The organism is Geodermatophilus sp. SYSU D00696, from assembly GCF_054050235.1.
The window spans coordinates 1-18,904 of record NZ_JBJGYY010000039.1 but is presented as its reverse complement, the minus strand read 5'-3'; the positions used below and the strand labels follow the sequence as shown (position 1 = coordinate 18,904).

Genomic DNA, 18,904 nt, shown 5'->3' with positions numbered 1-18,904 from the left:
GGGGCGGGGATGCAGGGTCGGAGATCACGGGCTCCACCTCCAGTGCATCGGGCACGACGGGTCCACGGTCACATCGGGGTGAAGCGGACCCGGAAGGAGACCGGCCACAGCTTGCCGGTGAGCAAATACTCGTCGTCACCGAGGGCCGCGATCCCGTTGAGCACGGCATCGGCGTTGGCCCGTCGCTGCGGGTCCAGCAGGGCGGCCGCGTTGACCACCGCGGTCACCGCTCCACTGCTGGTGTCGATGCGGACCAGCTCATCGGTCTGCCACACGTTGGCCCAGACCTCACCGCCGACGCACTCCAGCTCGTTGAGCCGGGTCACCGGGGTCCCCCGCAGCGTCACGGCGATGCTGCCGGTCTCCGCGAAGGTGCCCAGATCGTGGAAGTACAGCCGGTCGCTGCCGTCGCTGCGCGCCAGCCGCGCGCCGTCGGAGCACAGGCCCCAGCCCTCGCCGGCCAGCGGTAGCTGCCGACGCAGCGTGAGGGTGTCGCGGTCCCACTCGAGCACCACACCGTCGCGCCAGGTGAGCTGCCAGACGCTGTCCCCCGTCACCGCGATGCCCTCGCCGAACAGCTGCCCGGGAAGCGGGACGGCCCGCCGCACCTCCCCCGTCTCCGGGTCGAGCTCCCGTAGCTCGGATCGGCCGGCGAGTCCGGTGCCCTCGTAGAGCACGCCGTCGTCCAGCTCCAGGCCCTGCGTGAAGGCGGACGGGTCGTGCGGGACCTCGCTCAGCACCTCCGCCCGCAGCACCGGCACCTCCGGTGCGGTGGGCGACGCCGCCGTCGACCGGCTGGTCAGGTACTGCTCCGCAGACGCCGGGAGCGCCGCGGGCACGAAGAGCGTGCCGACGAGGACGAGCACGAAGGCGGGCGCCACGAGCGCCGTCCGCACCAGCGGGTGCGGCCGCTCCACCGGACGCCGCCGCACCAGCGAGTGCACGGCCAGAGCGGCGAGCACGGCGGCGGCGCACACGGCCAGCGGGAGGACCCCTACGGCACCCGGCGCGGGGAGGAGCGCGACCACGACCAGGGACCCCAGCACCACCGCCGCCCACCAGAGCTCGCGCATTGTCGACACCGCGGCGACGACGAGCAGCGCCGTGGCCACGAGGACCTGCTGCTCCGGGACGGAGAGCACGGTTCCCGCACGCGTGCGCAGCAGCACCGGGGCGACCAGTGCGGTCAGCACCGCGACCCCGAACGCCGCGACGGCCAGCGGGGTCCACCAGGCCACGGGCCCCGGGGCCGCTCCCCGGCGGACCACCAGCAGGACAGCGGCGACGGAGACGGGGATGCCGAGCAACGGCGCCGTCGCGATCCCCACCGCCACGGCCACGGCTCCCACCCCGCCCAGGAGCAGGTGCAGGAGCTGCCCCTGCCGGCCGCCGTCCTCGCGGCGGTCCCGAGCGGCCAGCGCCAGCGCGGTGCCGCCCGCGGCCACCCAGGCAGCCCCCACCACGGCCGGCCCCAGGGTGGCGAGGGTCGACACAGCAGGACCCATCGCGGCCACCGCCGCCAGGGGGACGGCGACGGCCATCGGCCGCCAGCGGTGGACGACGCAGACCAGGAGCAGGCAGGTGACCAGGACGAGGACGGCCAGGACGGCCAGCTCACGCCCGCCACCCAGGACGTTCGCGTGCCGGTCGAACGCGCCGGTCAGACCGGCCAAGGCGGCCAGCTGGTCACGTACGAGCGTCTCGCCCGGACCCACTGCCGGAGCGGCCGCACGCCCGACGTCCAGGACGCCCGCCGCGCTCGCGGCGATCCGGGCCTCGGTCGAGGACAGCGGCGCGGACAGGGCCACCAGGGTCACGCGCAGGACCAGCACGGCCCCGAGCAGGCCGAGTCCCACGGGCACGACGTAGTGGCGAGCCGCCGTCCACCGGCCGGGTGAGAGCCAGGTCCACCCCCACGACACGACGATGCGACGAAGGAGGGTCCCGACCATGCAGAGGACGAGGACCATGCCGACCCAGGGCACGAGGAACAGGACCAGCTGGAACACGCTCAGGACGACCTGTGGGAGGTCCCCCTCGCCCAGCGCGGTCTGCATCACGTCGCCGTACGCGAGCGCGGCCTGCCACACCACCGGCAGCACCCGGGGCAGGACGAGGAGGAGCACGACCAGGTAGTACGTGAGCACCGGGACGGCGACCGCCACCCACAGGGCGATCAGCCGGCGCGCCCGGGGCCGCAGCGCCCGCAACCGCGGGTCCGCCGGACGGCCGGGCACCAGGCTCTTGAGCACCGGCCCGACGTAGCCGAACAGGTCCGGCACCCCGATCAGGTCGGCGAGCATGTAGTAGCCGTCGAACCGGAGCAGGGGGAGGAACTGGCGGGTGGTCTCCAGGTGCATGGCGAAGACCGCCAGCAGCAGCCAGGCCTGCCCGGTACCGAGGTAGGCCAGGCCCACCGCGGTCATGACGAGGGCGTTGAAGTAGACGCCGCCGCTGTCGGTGCGCAGGCGCCCGGTCCGGCTGAGGCGGTAGGAGTCGGTGACCGTGCTGTAGAAGGCCGGCCAGACCAGGTAGACACCGACCCCCATGGCGCCGGGGCGAGCGCCGCCGAACCGGCAGGCAGCGGTGTGGCCGCACTCGTGGAACACCCCGGAGAGGAGGACCAGTGCGAGCAGCAGGAGGGTGAGGCCCGGGCGGTGGACGAACTCCGTCACACTCGCCGTGAGCCGGCCGACGAGGTCGCCCTGGGCGAGGATCGCGACGTCGACGGCCACGAACGCGGCCACCGCCGCGATCCAGACCGGGCGCAGGAAGAGGGGGCGGAACAGCACGGCGATGTGCCGGGCGACCCGTTCCGGGACGAGGTCCACCCGGTACCGCAACCCCAGCAGCGGGTCGGCACGGACCGGAGGCGGCGCCGCCTCCGCGTCGCCTGCCTCGGCGGCTTCCGGGGCGATGAGCCCGACGGGACGGAGGCGCTCGTCGGCGAGGTACAGCACCTGCTCGGCGGTGAGGTCCCGGCCCAGCCGTGCGCTCAGGTCGGCGGCGACCTCCCCGGCGGTGTGGCCGTCCAGGGACTCCGCCACCCGGTACAGGAGCTCGGGCAGCTGCATGACCTGGCCGTCGGCGCGGCACACGAGGTACTTCGGCTCCTGGTACCCGGAGTCGGCGTACGCACCGAGCAGCTCGGTGCCCTCGGCGAGGCGACGGACGTGGTCGTCGAGCGCCGCCGGCTCCCCGGCCAGGCTGCTCGGTGGCACTGTCTGCGTCACCTGGTGCTCTCGTCCTCTCTGGGGCCGTGCCGCCGCACGGTCGACGGCCGGTGTCGGACGGAAGGGGGGCGACCGAGTTCCGGTCGCCCCCCTCCTCGTCCGTGCGGTCCCGTCCCGTCAGGCTATGGGGCGGGGACCGCCGTTCAGGCGTACAGGTCAGCCGCTGATGCCCGGGCCGCCGGCGCCGCCCGCGCCACCCGCGCCACCGGTGGCCTCGGCCGCGCCGGAGGTGGCGTTGCCCGTGGTGACCTCGTTGAACGCGGCGGCGTCGCCGAACACCGAGACGGCGGTCGAGGTCTGCGTGGCCACCACCACGTTGGCCGCGAGGGAGAGCGCCAGGGCGTCGCCGCCGGCGCCGCCGGGACCGCCCGGGCCGCCCGTACCGACGATGGTGATGGTCTGCATGGTGGTGCGGGCCGGCAGCAGCTCGACGTACTGGTCCTCGAACATGGGTCCTCCTGAGTGGTCGGTGCGGTTGGTTCCTACGGTCGTGCCGGGACGGCCGAAGGGCACCAGGACGACGTCACGCACGTCACCTGCCCGGTGCTCCCCCGGCTGGCCGCGTCAGGTCAGCCGGCGGTGATGCCGGCGCCACCGGCACCGCCGTCGCCGCCGGCACCACCGGTGGCGGTGGCGTCGCCGGCGGTCGCGTCGCCGGTGACGACGGCGTTCGCGGCGGTGGCGTCGCCGAACCCGGAGGTGGCGGTCGCCGTCTGGCTCGCCTCCACGAGGTTGAGCGCAACCGACGCTGCGGCGGCGAAGCCGCCGGCGCCGCCGGCGCCACCGGCGCCGCCCGTGCCGTTGATGGTGATGGTCTGCATGGTGGTGCGGGCCGGCAGCAGCTCGACGTACTGGTCCTCGAACATGGGTCCTCCTGGTTGGTCGGTGTGGTCGGTGCTCAGGGTCGTGCCGGGACGGCCGGCGGACGCCGGGGAGACTTCGAGCAGACCGCCTCCCCGGCGCCACACCGACCGACCACGTCAGGTCAGCGGCGCCAGGTCACGCGCCGCCGATGCCGGCGCCACCGGCGCCACCAGCACCACCGGCACCACCCTCGGCAGTGGCGTTCCCGGCGGTCGCGTCGCCGGTGACGACGGCGTTCGCGGCGGTCGCGTCGCCGAACACCGAGGTGGCCTCCGCCGTCTGGTCGGCGAACACGACGTTCGCCGCGGCCGAGAGCGCGGCAGCGAAGCCGCCGGCGCCGCCGGCGCCACCGGCGCCGCCGGTACCGGTGATGTCGATCGCCACCTGCATGGTGGTGCGTGCGGGCAGCAACTCGACGTACTGGTCCTCGAACATGAGTCCTCCTGGTCGTCCGGTATGACGGTCCTGAGACAGCAGCCGGAGACCATGGAAAACGGCCATGAAATGGCCCAGCAGACGTTCCCTCAGCCCCGACCGGTCGCCGATCCCCATGTGGCGTCGACGGGCCCGACCATTTCATCAGATCTCTGCGGGGCGCAACCCGGGAATAACTGATAGTCAAATTGGATACCGACGTTCATGCCCACGCCCGCCCATGTCGAATAGGTGCCCTACGGAGACCCCTGCGGTGGACTACGTAGATCAGCCGGGCCCATCACTGACACCGGGCAACCGGCGTCGCCCGTCGAGCAGGTCGTGTGACCGCACTGAGTCCCCGACGTCGCCACGACGCCGGCAGCTGCGGTCGACGCATGGCCCCCACAACCCGGCGCACCGCCCTGATCAGCGCTGATCACTGTCCGTCCGGTTACCGATACGTACTTCGGCGCGCCACGCGGCCGACTGGGGAACATGCGGGAAACGACACGGACACGCGAGACCCCCGTGCCGCCGACCGTGGGCGCGACCCCGGTGGGACCACCGGCCCCCGCGCGAGGCGCGTCCGGCAGCGGCGGGACGGCAGCTCCGACGCGGTGACCTGCGGGTTTCCGGAAATCGATCGACCGACTCCCGGAGGCGAAGGACAATAGGCCTCGCAACTCGCGTGCGGAACGGTCGTGCGGCCGGGGTGGTCCCGCTGCAATCGGCCTCCGCCGAGACTCGCGCGGCCCCATAAAGTACTGGCCCGTGGGGGAGACGACGCGATTCCACGGGAACGGGCCGCCGCACGACGACCCCGGGTCCGGAAGTGTCGATCTTCCCGGTCAACCGCCCGAGCGGTCGGCGCACCCGGAGGCGGAATGGGTCTTCGTCGATCGAGGTGGGGAGCTGCGCACCCTCCTCGAGGAGGTCGACGGCGCCGAGCCCGCCGCTGTGGTGGTCTCCGGCCGACACGGGGCAGGCCGGACCCGGCTGGCCCAGGAGGCGATCCGGGTCTTGCGTACGCGGCGACGCGGTACCGAATGGGTCACCTGCACCCGGAGCACGGAGGCCATCCCGCTCGGGGCACTCACACACCTGGTGCCGGTCGGGGGGGCGACGTCGGAGGCGACGTCGGCCTGGCACGCCCTGGCTGCCGCACTCGACGCCCGGCGCGAGCAGTACGGGCGCGTGATCGTGGGGATCGACGACGCGCACCTGCTCGACGACCTGTCGGCCACCCTGGTGCACAAGCTGGTCCTCACACGCAAGGCCAGCGTGGTCCTCACCGTCCGCGGCGGCACCCGGCCACCCGACGTCATCGCCGCCCTGTGGAAGGACGGGCTGGCCACGAGGGTCGAGCTGCTGCCGTGGTCTCGCGGCCAGGTCGACCGGCTGCTCACCGCGGTGGTGCACGGGACGGTGGACAGTCGCACGACGGAGTTCCTCTGGCGCACCAGCCGTGGAAGCGTGGCTCACCTGCGCGAGCTGGTGGCGGCCGGCTCGGAGACCGGTCGCCTGCACCAGGTGGGCGGCGTGTGGCGCTGGGACGGCGACGTCGAGCCGACGCAGCGACTCCTCGACGTGCTCCAGGTGGAGACCGGCGATCTGGGACCTGACGAGCAAGCGGCGGCGGAGCTGCTGGCCGTCGGCGGTCCGCTGGACCTGACCGACCTCGTGGAGCTCACCTCGTCGGAGGCGGTCGCCTCCCTGGAACGCCGGGGGTTGGTGTCCGTCGAGGGGACGCCACACGGGCCGACCGCGCGCTTGACCGAACCCCTGCACGCGATCGGCCTCCGCGCCCAGCTGCCACACGCGACCGCCCGACGCTTCCAGCTCCGCCTCGTCGGGACCGCCTCGGCGCGACGATGGACCGAGGAGGACCCGGTGCGGGCCGCGGAGCTCCTCCTGCAGACCGGTGGCTCGACGGTCGCGGCGGATGTCCTGGTCCGCGCCGCTCAGCAGGCCTGCGCGTCGGCCGACCACCGTACCGCCGAACGGCTTGCCCGGGTCGCGCTGGAGCGAGGGGCGCGCACCGCGGCCTCGGTCGTCCTGGCGGAGGCGCTCCGGTGGCAGGGACGTCCGGTGGAGGCCGAGTGCGCCGTGCGGCAGGCCGAGGCGGGCACAGCCGCCGAGCAGGAGCAGCTCGTCGTCACGAGGACTCTCAATCGCTTCTACGGCCTCGGGTCGACCGAGGAAGCCGACGCCGCTGCTCCGGCAACCGAGCAGGCCCTGCTGTCCGGGGTGCGCGGCCTGCTGCTGTTCTCCGCCGGACGACCGTGGGAGTCGCTCGACCTGACCGAGGGCGCCCGGAGCGATCTGCGCTCCCGGCTGTGGGCGTGTGCCGCGCGGACCGGCGCCCTCGCCGTCCTCGGCCGCGCCGACGAGGCGCTCACCACCGCCGGGCAGGGGTGGACGGCGCTCGACGAGGGCGCGGCGACGGTGGAGTCGTCGACCGCGCGGGCCGCGCTCACCCACGCGGAGGTCCTGGCGCTGGAGCTGTCCGGGCGGTTCCGGCAGGCCGTGCAACGGGCCCACGAGCTGCACCGGTCCGCGCTGTCCCGGTCCGCCTGGGCCGGTGATGCAGTATCCGCACTCGCCGTCGGCTCGGCGACGCTCGCCACGGGCCGTCCGGCCGGGGCGCTCCGGTGGCTGGCGGAGGCGGCCACCGGGCTGGCCGACCGCGACCCCCTCGGGCTGCTCGGGCTGTGTCGGGCACAGCTGGCCCAGGCCCACGCCCTGGCCGGGGACGAGGTCCGCGCCCGACAGATCCTGGCAGCGCCCAGTCCCTCCGCGGTCACCGTGTTCGCGCCGGAGACCCACCTCGCCCACGCCTGGACGGCGGCCGTCGAGCACCGCCGCGAGGACGCGCTCGCCGCGGCGCTGGAGGCAGCCTCGTGCGCCGCGGGGACGAGGCAGCCCGCAGTGGAGGCACGCGCCTTGCACACCGTCGTCCGTCTCGGCGGGACCCGCGAGGCAGCGGGACGGCTGAAGGAGCTGGCGGGAGCCGTCGAGGGCCCACTGGTCGGCACCTGTGCCGCACACGCCGACGCGCTGACTCGTGGGGACGGGGACCTGCTGGACCAGGTCGCCACCCAGTTCGAGTCGATGGGTGCCCCCGCCCTCGCTGCCGACGCCGCCGCGCAGGCGGCCGAGGCGCATGCGGCGTCCGGCGAGCGGCGCCGGGCAGCCGCCTCCGCCGCGCGGGCGGTCGCCTTCGCCCGAGCGGCAGGGGACGTGCACTCCCCCGCCCTCCAGCGGGTGGGTGTGCGCCCACTCACGGCTCGGGAACGGGAGGTGGCCGCACTGGCGGCCGAGGGACTGAGCAACCCCTCCATCGCGCAGAGACTGCACCTGTCGGTCCGCACGGTCGAGACGCACCTCGCGCACGCCTACACCAAGCTCGGGATCAGCACCCGGACCGCGCTCACGGTCCCGTTGGTCACGGCTGCCCGAGGGTGGGTGCCGCTGCCCCGCACCAATCCCCGACCGGGGACTCAGCGCCCTCCGGAGCCGGGGCCGCCGAGAGCACGGCAGTGAGGCACGCCAGGCATCCCGGCGCGCGGACGGGTAGGTGGGTACGGCAGGCGTCGGACCTGCGACCGCTCACTCGTGAGGCCTCTCTGGGCCGGGGGGTGCGTCCTGCCATCGCCGGCCTCGGCACCGGCCGCTCCGACCTCACCCGTCTGCGGCAGCTGCCACTCGACGAGATGGAGCCCGACGCCGCATCGACGGCCGGCCGGCGCGACCCCGGCCGCGGAGCAGCCCTCGAGGCGCCCACCATGCTGCGGGCCCGGCCCTCGGCATCCTGCCGGGCCCTTGGTCCCTGTCGGCCTCCTCGGCGTCGCCCTTACGGTCGCCGCTACGCGCCGCCGGCGCGCTCAGCGGGGGCTGTCCTACCGGCCACGGGGTCCGGGGCCTCCTCCCAGGACGTGCACGACGGAGGAAACGGACGATGGCATCCCGGACGGTCACGCGCGCGTCGGCCGCGACACTCCTGGCAGGTGCGCTGGTCTTCGCCGGCTCGACGCAGGCGCACGCCGCCCCTCCCGGCGGAGGCACCGGCTCGACACCGCGCGTCATCCAGCGGGACCTGCCGCACAGCGGGGAGGGCGCCCAGACCGTCGTCGTCGACACCAGTGCCGGTGCAGGCAGCACCGGCGGGACGATCAGCCGCAAGCCGATCGTGCAGCTCGACCTACCCCACAGCGGCGACGGGGACCAGGTCGTCGTCTACGACGCGAGCGCCGGTAACGCGGGAACCGGCGGGGCCGGTGGCACCGCCATCGCTGCATCCCTCGCCGTCACCACGACCACCGTCACGCAGACGGTCACCGCCGTCGCCGTCACGGGCACCGCGAGCGCCACGGCCACCGTCACCACGGGCGGGGCGACCGCCGGCGACGCGACGGCCGTCGGCGGCGCCGGGGGTGCCGGGGGAACCGGCGGCACGGGGAGCGCCGGCGGCACGATCACCACCGGCCCGACGATGCAGCAGGACCTGCCGCACAGCGGCGAGGGCGACCAGACCATCGTCCTCGACGCCAGCGCCGGGAACGGCGGGGACGGCGGCGACGGCGGCGACGCGACCGCGCTCTCGGCGGCGCTGAACACCACCACGGTCACCCAGACGGCCACCGCCGTCACCGTCACGGGCACCGCGAGCGCCACGAACACCGTCACCACGGGTGACGCGACCGCCGCTGGTGTGCTCGCCGTCGGAGGCGACGGAGGCGACGGAGGTGACGGAGGCGCGAACAGCGCCGGCGGCACGATCACCACCGGCCCGATGGCCCAGCGGGACCGGCCGCACAGCGGCGAGGGCGACCAGACCATCGTCCTCGACGCCAGCGCCGGGAACGGCGGGGACGGCGGCGACGGCGGCGACGCGACCGCGGTCTCGGCGGCGGTGAACAGCCCCACGGTCACCCAGACGGCCACGGCCGTCAGTGACGGTGGAGACGCCACCGCGGCCAACACCGCGGTCACCGGTGACGCCTCGTCGGGGAGCGCGGAGGCCATGGGGGGCAACGGCGGAGCCGGAGGCGACGGCGGCACGGACAGCACGGGTGGCACGATCGCTGCCGACCCGATCGTCGAGCAGTCGTCCCCGATCAGCGGCGGGGGTGACCAGGACACGGTCGACGACACCGGCGGCGGGAACGGCGGGGACGGCGGCGACGGCGGCGACGCCGTCGCGGCGTCGGTCGCGGTGAACAGCCCCACCATCGACCAGACGGCCGTCGCCGGTGCCGACGGCGGCGCCGCCACGGCCGCGAACACTGCGACCACCGGCGACGCGACCTCCGGAGCCGCGAGCGCGACCGGCGGCGAGGCAGGTGCCGGCGGCGACGGTGGTGCCGGCGAGGACGGCGGTAACGGCCTGAGCGGCGGGGATGGCGGCGACGCCGGCGCGCTGTCGCTGGCGGTCGACGCCTCCACCGCGACCCAGGCGGCCACCGCGGAGGACGTCGCTCCCGCCGAGCAGCTCACCGGTGACGCCAGCGACGGCTGAGGTCACCGCGGGAGCCGCTGCCCGTCAACAGTCTGGACGCGACACCGGGAGGGGCCGCAGCGGGGACTGCGCGATCACTCCGCTCGGCTCGGGCACCCGCATCAGAGTCCGGACGCCACCGCCGGAGGCCTGAACCGGAGGGTCATCGGCGCACACACCTGGCCGCGTGGGGCCACGTGTGCTGACTCCGTGGCCGACGCGTGGCCGGACACGCCCTGCTGGTCCCTGGGGGTTCCGGTGACCGGATCCGGTCGCCCAGACCCAGTCGACGGTGCTCGGCCCGCGCCCGCTCGGGCCGAGTGCTGCCTCCAAGCGCCGGACCGCCTGCGCGCTGGACCATCCGACGAGGTCCACGAGCCCCGTTCCAGTGCCCGGCGGCCGGGTGGGCGTGGGCCACGGTGCCGGAACGGTGTGCCTGGAGCCGGTCGATGCCGACCGCCGCCCCTCGCCGGCTCAGCGCTCGGACTCCTGCCCTGGGCGCGCAACGCCGTCAGCCAGTCCCGCCGGCACTCCGACCACGCGGTGTCGGCGGCAGCCGGGTCGGGGACGACGGCGAGCCCCATGGGCGGCTCCCGACAGGCGGGTGTCACGCCGCGTCTGACCGCTGCGCCCGCCCAGCACGCTCCACCCGTGAGGTGCCGCCGCAGGTCGAGTGGGAGTCGTGGGCGCGGCAGTGTCCTGGTTCAGGAGACACCGGACGGGTGTCTCGGGACATGCCGGACTGGTGTCGCAGGTCATGCCGGACGGCCGGCTGAGGCTCGACCACGTCGAAAGCCCGGCTGGTCATCACCGCGGTCGAGGTCGAGGGACGCAGCCCCGAGGCGGTCGTGGCCGCCTATGGCGTCTCCCGGTCCTGGCTCTAGGAACTGCTGGCCCGCTACCGAGCCGAGGGCGACGCGGCGCTCGAGCCCCGCTCCCGGCGCGCGCACACCTCACCCCGGGCCACGCCCCCCCCGACCGTCGAGCTGGTGCAGCGGATCCGCAAGCAGCTGCACGACGCGGGCCTGGACGCCGGCGCCGAGACGATCGGCTGGCACCTGACCCACCGGCACCGGATCACGCTGTCGCGGGCCACGATGCACCGGATCCTGACCCGTTCCGGGGCCGTGAGCCCCCAGTCGGCCGAGCGGCCCAAGGCCTGCTACCTGCGCGTTCAGGCCGGGATGCCGAAATGAGACCTGGCAGTCGGACGTCACTCACCACCGGCTGGCCACCGGCGCCGACACCGAGATCACCAGCTGGCTCGACGACCACTCCCGGCTGGCCTCACACGTCTTCGCGCACGCCCGGATCACGGCTGCGACCGTGGTCCCCCTTCACCCAGGCGACCGCCGAGCACGGCCATCCGGCGTCCACGCTGACTGACAACGGCACCGTCTACACCACCCGCTTCGCCGGCGGTCGCGCCGGCCGCAACCACCTGGAGCACGAGCTGCGCCGGCTGGGCATCGTGCAGAAGAGCTCCCGCCCCGACCACCCCACCACCTGCGGCAGGGTCGGACGCTTCCAGCAGACGATGAGGGAATGGTTGGTCGCCCAGCCAGTGCAGCCGGTCGCCATCACCGGCCTGCAGGCCCTCGTCGACGCCTGCATCCGGGCCTACAACCACGACCGACCGCACCGCTCGCTACCGCACTGGTCCACCCCCGCGGCCGCCTACGCCGCACGGCCCAGGGGCACCTCGGCACCGGCCGCGCCCGCGACACCCACGACCGACTCCGCCACGACAGGATCGACCTAGCCGGATGCGCACGCTGCGGGTCAACGGCCGCCTGCACCACATGGGCGTCGGCCGAACCCTCACCGAACCGACGCCCTACTACTCGTTCAGGACCTGCACATCCGCGTCAGCAACGCCGCCACCGGTGAACTCCTTCGCGACTTGACCCTCGATCCTCGCAAGGACCACCAGGCCACCGGCCGACCACCCGGCCCCGCCCGGAAATGAGAGACGCCCGAACCCACAACTCGTGGGTTCGGGCGTCCGCGACGTCCTGAGACATCACAGTCGTGGGCGCGGCAGGGATCGAACCTGCGACCACTCGCTTGTAAGGCGAGAGCTCTCCCGCTGAGCTACGCGCCCCGGCCACCCAGCTTAAGGGCCCCGGGCGGCGGGCCTCAGGCGGCCAGCGCCTGGACGGCGTCCTTCCAGCCGGACTGCTCGCGCGCGTCACCGGGCGCGTTGACCTCGGCGAACGCGATCCTGCCCTCCGCGTCGACCAGGAAGGTGCCGCGCAGCGCCATGCCCGCCTTCTCGTTGAACACCCCGTAGGCCTGGGCGGTCGCGCCGTGCGGCCAGAAGTCGCTCAGCAGCGCGAAGTCGAAGCCCTGCTGGTCCTTCCACGCCTTGAGGCTGAACACCGGGTCGGTGCTGATCGCGACCACGCGCACGCCGGCGTCGGTGTAGACGGCGAGCTCGTCGCGCAGCTGGCACAGCTCACCGGTGCAGATGCCGGAGAAGGCGAACGGGTAGAAGACGACCAGCACCGGCGTCCCGCGCAGTTCGGAGAGGGAGACGACCTGACGGTCGGAGTCGGGGAGGCTGAAGTCGGGCGCGACGTCGCCGACGGAGAGGCTCATGCGCCCGATCGTGCCGCACCCGCCGGGGGTGCCGTGACCGGGTCCCTAGCGACGGGTGCGCGCCGTCTTCGGGGTGACCAGCCGGATGCCCGACCAGTCCTTGGCCGCCGAGATGCTGCTGGTCTGGGCCAGGCCCGCGGTGGGCGCGGCCTCGGTGACGTCACCGGGCTCGACGTGGCCCGGCCGCCCGGACTTGGGCACCAGCAGCCAGACGACGCCGTCGTCGGCGAGCGAGGCGATGGCGTCGACGAGGGCGTCGACGAGGTCGCCGTCGTCCTCGCGCCACCACAGCAGGACGACGTCGGCCACCTCGTCGGTGTCCTCGTCGACCATGTCGCTGCCGGAGACGTCGACGATGGAGTCGCGCAGGTCCTCGTCGGCGTCCTCGTCCCAGCCGAGCTCCTGCACGACCATGCCCGGCTTGATGCCCAGCCGGGCCGCCATGCTGGCGCTGCCCGAGTCGACGCTCATCCCTGCTGTTCCTCCGAGGCTCCGTGGGGTGCCGGCCGTGGTTCGGCGAGCACGCGACGCCGGCTCCCCGGCGTGTGCGGAAGGGGTGGGCCGACGACGGACACGACCGGCGGGGAGGGCACCCGCAGCCTGGTCATGTCACCCCCCTCGAGCCCGGACGTGCGGCGCCGACGACGTCGGTCCGCGTGGGCAGGAGCGTAGGGCATGCCTGGTCAGGCGCAAGACGTCCGCGTGACGCCGCGCGGACCCCGGAGCGGCGCGGAACGGCGGCCGTACGGGTCCTCGCGTGACGCCGGGGCGCCCGACGCGCGACCATGGACCCATGAGCTCACCGCAGCAGGGTGGAGAACCCACTCGCGACGCCGGCCAGCCCCGCGCGGTCATCACCGACGGGCTCCCCAGTCAGCTGGTCGACACCGATCCCGACGAGACCCAGGAGTGGGTGGAGTCGCTCGACAGCGTCGTCGAGCACGCAGGCCGCGGGCGCGCCCGCTACCTCATGCTCAAACTGCTGCAGCGCAGCCGTGAGCAGCAGGTGGGCGTCCCGGCGCTGCGCAGCACCGACTACATCAACACGATCCCGCCGGAGCGGGAGCCGTACTTCCCCGGCGACGAGGACACCGAGCGGCGGATCCGCGCCTACATCCGCTGGAACGCCGCGATCATGGTGCACCGCGCGCAGCGGCCGGGGATCGCCGTCGGCGGGCACATCTCTTCCTACGCCTCCTCCGCCTCGCTCTACGAGGTCGGCTTCAACCACTTCTTCCGCGGCAAGGACCACCCCGGCGGCGGCGACCAGATCTGGTTCCAGGGCCACGCCTCCCCCGGCATCTACGCCCGCGCCTTCCTCGAGGGCCGGCTGACCGAGCACCAGCTCGACGGCTTCCGGCAGGAGGTCAGCCACCCCGGCGGCGGGCTGTCGTCCTACCCGCACCCGCGGCTCATGCCCGACTTCTGGGAGTTCCCCAGCGTCTCCATGGGCCTGGGCCCGATGAACGCGATCTACCAGGCCCGGTTCAACCGGTACCTGCACAGCCGAGGCATCAAGGACACCTCCGACCAGCACGTCTGGGCGTTCCTCGGCGACGGCGAGATGGACGAGCCCGAGTCGCTCGGCCTGATCGGCCTGGCCGCCCGCGAGGAGCTGGACAACCTCACCTTCGTCGTCAACTGCAACCTGCAGCGGCTCGACGGCCCGGTGCGCGGCAACGGCAAGGTCATCCAGGAGCTGGAGTCGTTCTTCCGCGGCGCCGGCTGGAACGTCGTCAAGGTGATCTGGGGCCGGGAGTGGGACCCGCTGCTGGCCGCCGACCGCGACGGCGCGCTGGTCAACCTGATGAACTCCACGCCCGACGGCGACTACCAGACCTACAAGGCCGAGGACGGCGCCTACGTGCGCGAGCACTTCTTCGGCCGCGACCCGCGCACCCGCAAGCTCGTGGAGTCCATGAGCGACAAGGAGGTCTGGGACCTCTCCCGCGGCGGGCACGACTACCGCAAGGTCTACGCGGCGTTCAAGGCGGCCGTCGAGCACAAGGGCCAGCCGACGGTCATCCTCGCCAAGACCATCAAGGGCTGGACGCTGGGCAGCCACTTCGAGGGCCGCAACTCCACCCACCAGATGAAGAAGCTGACCGCCGAGGACCTCGCCGCCTTCCGCGACCGGCTCTACCTGCCCATCCCCGACGAGGCGCTGGACAAGACCCTGCCGCCCTACTACAAGCCCGACCCGGACTCCGACGAGATGCAGTACATGCTCGAGCGCCGGCGGGCCCTGGGCGGCGCGGTGCCGCGGCGGCGGGCGGAGTTCAAGACGCTGAAGGCGCCCGACGACAAGGCCCTCGACGTCCTGCGCCGCGGCTCGGGCAAGCAGGAGGTGGCGACGACGATGGCGTTCGTCCGCCTGCTCAAGGAGCTGCTCAAGGACAAGGACCTCGGCCCGCGGTTCGTGCCGATCATCCCCGACGAGGCGCGCACCTTCGGGATGGACTCCCTGTTCCCGTCGCAGAAGATCTACAACCCGGCCGGCCAGCGCTACACCTCGGTCGACCGGGAGCTGATGCTCGCCTACAAGGAGTCCGAGCAGGGCCAGATCCTGCACGAGGGGATCAACGAGGCCGGGTCCACGGCGTCGTTCACCGCCGTCGGCACCTCCTACGCCACGCACGGCGAGCCGATGATCCCGATCTACATCTTCTACTCGATGTTCGGGTTCCAGCGGACCGGTGACTCCTTCTGGGCCGCCGCCGACCAGATGACCCGCGGTTTCGTCCTCGGCGCCACCGCCGGCCGGACGACGCTCAACGGCGAGGGTCTGCAGCACGAGGACGGCCACTCGCTGCTGCTGGCGCTGACCAACCCCGCGGTCGTGTCCTACGACCCGGCCTTCTCCTACGAGGTCGGGCACATCACCCGGGACGCGCTGCTGCGCATGTACGGCGAGGACCCGGGCGCGCCGCTGGGCGGGCACCGCAGCCCCGACGTCATGTACTACCTGACCGTCTACAACGAGCCGTACAACCAGCCGGCCGAGCCGGAGGGCCTCGACGTCCAGGGGCTGCTCGCCGGCATGTACCGGTACGCGCCCGGCCAGGGCGACGGCCCGAAGGCGCAGGTGCTCGCCAGCGGCGTGGCGGTGCCGTGGGCGCTGCGCGCGCAGGAGCTGCTGCGCGAGGACTGGGGCGTGTCGGCCGACGTGTGGTCGGTGACCTCGTGGACCGAGCTGCGTCGCCAGGCCGACGAGGTGGCCGAGCGCAACCTGCTGCACCCGGAGGAGGACCCGCAGGTCCCCTACGTGACCCAGCGGCTGCAGGAGGCCGAGGGCCCGGTCGTCGCCGTCTCCGACTGGATGAAGGCGGTCCCCGACCTCATCGCGCCCTACGTCCCCGGCGGGATGTCGACGCTGGGCACCGACGGGTTCGGCCTGTCCGACACCCGCCCGGCGCTGCGGCGGCACTTCCACGTCGACGCCGAGTCGATCGTCGTCCGCACGCTCGCCTCGCTGGCCGACCGGGGGGAGCTCGACCGGGCGAAGGTGCGCGAGGCGGTGGAGCGCTACCGGGTCCGCGACCCGCAGGCGGCGCCGGCCGACGAGCGGTCGGACCCCAGCCCCGCCACCTGATGCAGCGCGATGGCGGCGGCCCGGGTCTCCGGGTCGCCGTCGTCGGCGGCGGGGTCATCGGCCTGACCTGCGCCCTGGAGCTGGCGCGGGCCGGCCACCGGGTGCGGCTGCACGCGGCCGACCCCCCGGAGGGGACCACGTCGGCCGTGGCCGCGGCCCTGTGGTTCCCCTACCGGGCGGCGCCGGCCGACGCGGTGCTCCGCTGGGGTGCCGCCTCGCGGACGGTGTTCACCGCCCTCGCCGGTGACCCGGCCACCGGGGTGACCCTGCGGCCGGGCACGGTGGTGCACCGCACCCCCGAGCCCGACCTGTGGTGGACCGTCGGCATCCCGCACCGGCCAGCGACGGCTGCGGAGCTGCCGCCCGGGGCGCCCGGCGGCACCCGCTGCACGCTCCCGGTCGTCGACACCGGCCGGTACCTGCCGTGGCTCGCCGGCGCCGCCCGGTCGGCGGGGGTCGAGTTCGTCCCCGAGCGGGTGGCGCGGCTGGGTGACGTCCCCGGCGACGCGCTGGTCGTCGCCGCGGGGCTGGCCTCGGGCCCGCTGCTCGGCGACGACACCGGTGTGCCGGTGCAGGGCCAGGTGGTGCGGCTGGCCGACCCCGGCCTGACCGGCTGGGTGCTCGACGAGGACGGCCCCGACGGGCTGACCTACGTCGTCCCGCGCGGGCACGACGTCGTCTGCGGCGGCACCGCCGTGGAGGGCGCCACCGGCACCGAGCCCGACCCGGACGTCGAGGCCGCCGTCCTCGCGCGGGCGCGGGCCCTGGTGCCGGAGCTGCGGCAGGCGCCGGTGCTCTCCCGCGCGGTCGGGTTGCGGCCCGGCCGGCCCACCGTGCGCCTCGAGCGCGTCGAGGGGGCGGGCCGGCCGGTGGTGGCCTGCTACGGCCACGGCGGCGCGGGCGTCACCCTCTCCTGGGGCTGCGCGGCCGACGTCGTCGCGCTGGTGTGAGGCGGCGCGGGAGCGCAGGCCACCTGCGCTCCCGCGCCGGGCTCAGGCGCGCTCGCGGTGGCGGCGCAGCACCTCGGCGTAGACCCGGCCGCTGTCCTTCACCGTGCGCCGCTGGGTGTCGTAGTCGACGTGCACCAGGCCGAAACGCTGGCCGTAGCCGCGGGCCCACTCGAAGTTGTCCAGCAGCGACCAGGCGAAGTAGCCGCGGACGTCGGCGCCCCGCTCCACGGCCGCGGTCAGCGCGGCGAGGTGGCGCAGCAGGAAGTCGACCCGCGCGGGGTCGCGCACGGCGCCCTCGGCGTCGACCTCGTCGTCCCAGGCCGAGCCGTTCTCGGTGACCACCAGCGGCAGGCCCGGCGCCTTCTCGCCGAGCCACAGCAGCAGGTCGGTGAACGCCTGCGGGCTGATGCCCCAGCCCATGCTGGTGGTCGGTCCCTCGGGGTCGAGCTCGTCGACGTCCTCGCCGCCGATGAACGACGTCGGGGGCCGGCCGGCGGGGCGCCCCCCGGCCCGCACGGTCTCCTCGAAGTAGTAGTTCACGCCCAGCCAGTCCAGCGGCGCGGCGATCGTCTGCAGGTCGCCGTCCTGCACCGGCAGGGGCGCCCCGGCGGCCGCGAGGTCCTCCACGACGTCGGCGGGGTAGGCGCCGGAGACGACCGGCTCGAGGAACATCCGGTTCTGCTGGCCGTCGAGCCGGCGGGCGGCGTCGACGTCGGCCGGTGAGTCGGAGGCCGGGTTCATCGGCGTGAAGTTCAGCGTGATGCCCAGCGAGCCGACGCCGGCGTCCCGCAGGCGCCCGGCGGCCAGGCCGTGGCCGAGCAGCAGGTGGTGGACGGCGCGGGAGGCGGCCACCGGGTCCTGCAGGCCGGGGGCGTGCGCGCCGCTCATGTGGCCGAGCAGAGAGCTGACCATCGGCTCGTTGAGCGTCGACCAGTGCCGCACCCGGTCCCCCAGCGCGTCGACGACGACCGCCGCGTAGTCGGCGAAGCGCGCCGCGGTGTCGCGGTCGGTCCAGCCACCCCGGTCCTGCAGCGCCTGCGGCAGGTCCCAGTGGTAGAGGGTCAGCCACGGGTCGATGCCCGCGTCGAGCAGCTCGTCGACCAGCCGCCGGTAGAAGTCCAGCCCGCGCTGCTCCACCCGGCCGGCGCCCTCGGGCACCACCCGCGGCCAGGCCACCGAGAACCGGTACGCCGAGAGCCCCAGCTCGCCCATCAGCGCGACGTCGTCGCGGTAGCGGTGGTAGTGGTCGCAGGCCACGTCGCCGGTGTCGCCGCGCTCGACGCGGCCGGGGGTGTGGCTGAAGGTGTCCCAGATCGACCGGCCCCGCCCGTCCTCCTCGACGGCGCCCTCGATCTGGTACGCCGCGGTCGCGGCGCCGAAGACGAAGTCGGGCGGGAACGTCAGGCCGGCGAGGAGGTCCTCGCGGCCGTCGCTGGTGGTCATGGGAGGTGGGCTCCTTCGGGACGACGGGTCAGGGAGGGCACCGGCACGCAGGCCGCCGGGGAGTGCGGGCAGTGTGCAGGACGCCCCGGCCGCGTCCGGCGCCAAGGGTGTCGATCAGTCCGCCCAGGCGGGGCGGGCGGGATCGACCTGCCAGACGACGACCCTCCCGCCGCCGGGGCACAGCACCACCCCGTCGGGCACGCCGGGCCCGTCCTCGCCGCCCGCTCCGGAGCCCAGCCACAGCCGGGCGTCGGGACGGCCGAGGTCGACCCAGCCGCGCGGCGCCGGCAGCACCTCGTGCGCCGGC

Annotated in this window: 13 protein-coding genes, 1 tRNA gene and 1 pseudogene; 6 read left to right on the top strand and 9 right to left on the bottom strand. The window is 74.3% G+C overall.

Going from position 1 to position 18,904, the window contains the following annotated elements:
* Positions 1-68: 68 nt before the first annotated feature.
* The 4 genes from ACI79O_RS19990 to ACI79O_RS19975 form a co-directional block, all read right to left on the bottom strand.
* Complete coding sequence (locus ACI79O_RS19990; RefSeq protein WP_456914995.1) at positions 69-3,221, bottom strand: glutaminyl-peptide cyclotransferase; 3,153 nt, start codon at positions 3,219-3,221, stop codon at positions 69-71.
* Between the two features lie 168 nt (positions 3,222-3,389).
* Entirely contained in the window at positions 3,390-3,683 is a 294-nt protein-coding gene (locus tag ACI79O_RS19985) for a hypothetical protein (RefSeq protein ID WP_456892237.1), read from the bottom strand.
* 119 nt (positions 3,684-3,802) lie between these two features.
* Positions 3,803-4,099: a hypothetical protein gene (locus ACI79O_RS19980; protein ID WP_456892239.1), complete on the bottom strand. Its 297-nt coding sequence runs from the start codon at positions 4,097-4,099 to the stop codon at positions 3,803-3,805.
* 133 nt (positions 4,100-4,232) lie between these two features.
* Positions 4,233-4,532: a hypothetical protein gene (locus tag ACI79O_RS19975; RefSeq protein ID WP_456892241.1), complete on the bottom strand. Its 300-nt coding sequence runs from the start codon at positions 4,530-4,532 to the stop codon at positions 4,233-4,235.
* A gap of 1,086 nt (positions 4,533-5,618) precedes the next feature.
* Between ACI79O_RS19975 and ACI79O_RS19970 the strand changes: the two genes are divergently transcribed.
* The 4 genes from ACI79O_RS19970 (at position 5,619) to ACI79O_RS19955 (ending at position 11,773) form a co-directional block, all read left to right on the top strand.
* Positions 5,619-8,057, top strand: a complete 2,439-nt coding sequence (locus ACI79O_RS19970; protein ID WP_456914994.1) for a LuxR C-terminal-related transcriptional regulator — start codon at positions 5,619-5,621, stop codon at positions 8,055-8,057.
* A 415-nt stretch (positions 8,058-8,472) separates the two neighbouring features.
* Positions 8,473-10,032 (top strand): hypothetical protein, encoded by a 1,560-nt coding sequence (locus ACI79O_RS19965; protein ID WP_456914993.1) that lies wholly within the window; start codon positions 8,473-8,475, stop codon positions 10,030-10,032.
* Positions 10,033-10,898: 866 nt separating this feature from the next.
* On the top strand, positions 10,899-11,207 hold the full coding sequence (locus ACI79O_RS19960; protein WP_456915007.1) for a helix-turn-helix domain-containing protein: 309 nt from the start codon (positions 10,899-10,901) through the stop codon (positions 11,205-11,207).
* Positions 11,204-11,773, top strand: coding sequence for an integrase core domain-containing protein (locus ACI79O_RS19955; protein WP_456914992.1), 570 nt, complete (start codon positions 11,204-11,206; stop codon positions 11,771-11,773). Before ACI79O_RS19960 ends, ACI79O_RS19955 begins: the two co-directional genes overlap by 4 nt.
* A gap of 270 nt (positions 11,774-12,043) precedes the next feature.
* Here the strand turns inward: ACI79O_RS19955 and ACI79O_RS19950 are convergent.
* From ACI79O_RS19950 to ACI79O_RS19940, 3 genes are all read right to left on the bottom strand, one after another.
* A tRNA-Val gene (locus tag ACI79O_RS19950) sits at positions 12,044-12,115 on the bottom strand.
* Between the two features lie 35 nt (positions 12,116-12,150).
* A complete protein-coding gene (locus tag ACI79O_RS19945) occupies positions 12,151-12,612 on the bottom strand; it encodes a peroxiredoxin (RefSeq protein WP_456892251.1) in 462 nt (153 codons plus the stop codon).
* Between the two features lie 45 nt (positions 12,613-12,657).
* A complete protein-coding gene (locus ACI79O_RS19940; protein ID WP_456875833.1) occupies positions 12,658-13,083 on the bottom strand; it encodes a DUF3052 domain-containing protein in 426 nt (141 codons plus the stop codon).
* A 322-nt stretch (positions 13,084-13,405) separates the two neighbouring features.
* Between ACI79O_RS19940 and aceE the strand changes: the two genes are divergently transcribed.
* Positions 13,406-16,204 (top strand): pyruvate dehydrogenase (acetyl-transferring), homodimeric type, encoded by a 2,799-nt coding sequence (gene aceE, locus ACI79O_RS19935; RefSeq protein WP_456914991.1) that lies wholly within the window; start codon positions 13,406-13,408, stop codon positions 16,202-16,204.
* Positions 16,204-17,154 (top strand): FAD-dependent oxidoreductase, encoded by a 951-nt coding sequence (locus ACI79O_RS19930; protein WP_456892255.1) that lies wholly within the window; start codon positions 16,204-16,206, stop codon positions 17,152-17,154. The genes aceE and ACI79O_RS19930 overlap by 1 nt, the downstream gene beginning before the upstream one ends.
* Before the next feature lie 42 nt (positions 17,155-17,196).
* Here ACI79O_RS19930 and ACI79O_RS19925 read toward each other — a convergent pair whose 3' ends face one another.
* Positions 17,197-18,597: a GH1 family beta-glucosidase gene (locus ACI79O_RS19925; protein ID WP_456892258.1), complete on the bottom strand. Its 1,401-nt coding sequence runs from the start codon at positions 18,595-18,597 to the stop codon at positions 17,197-17,199.
* Between the two features lie 114 nt (positions 18,598-18,711).
* A pseudogene (locus tag ACI79O_RS19920) lies at positions 18,712-18,904 on the bottom strand (pirin family protein); the annotation flags it as partial.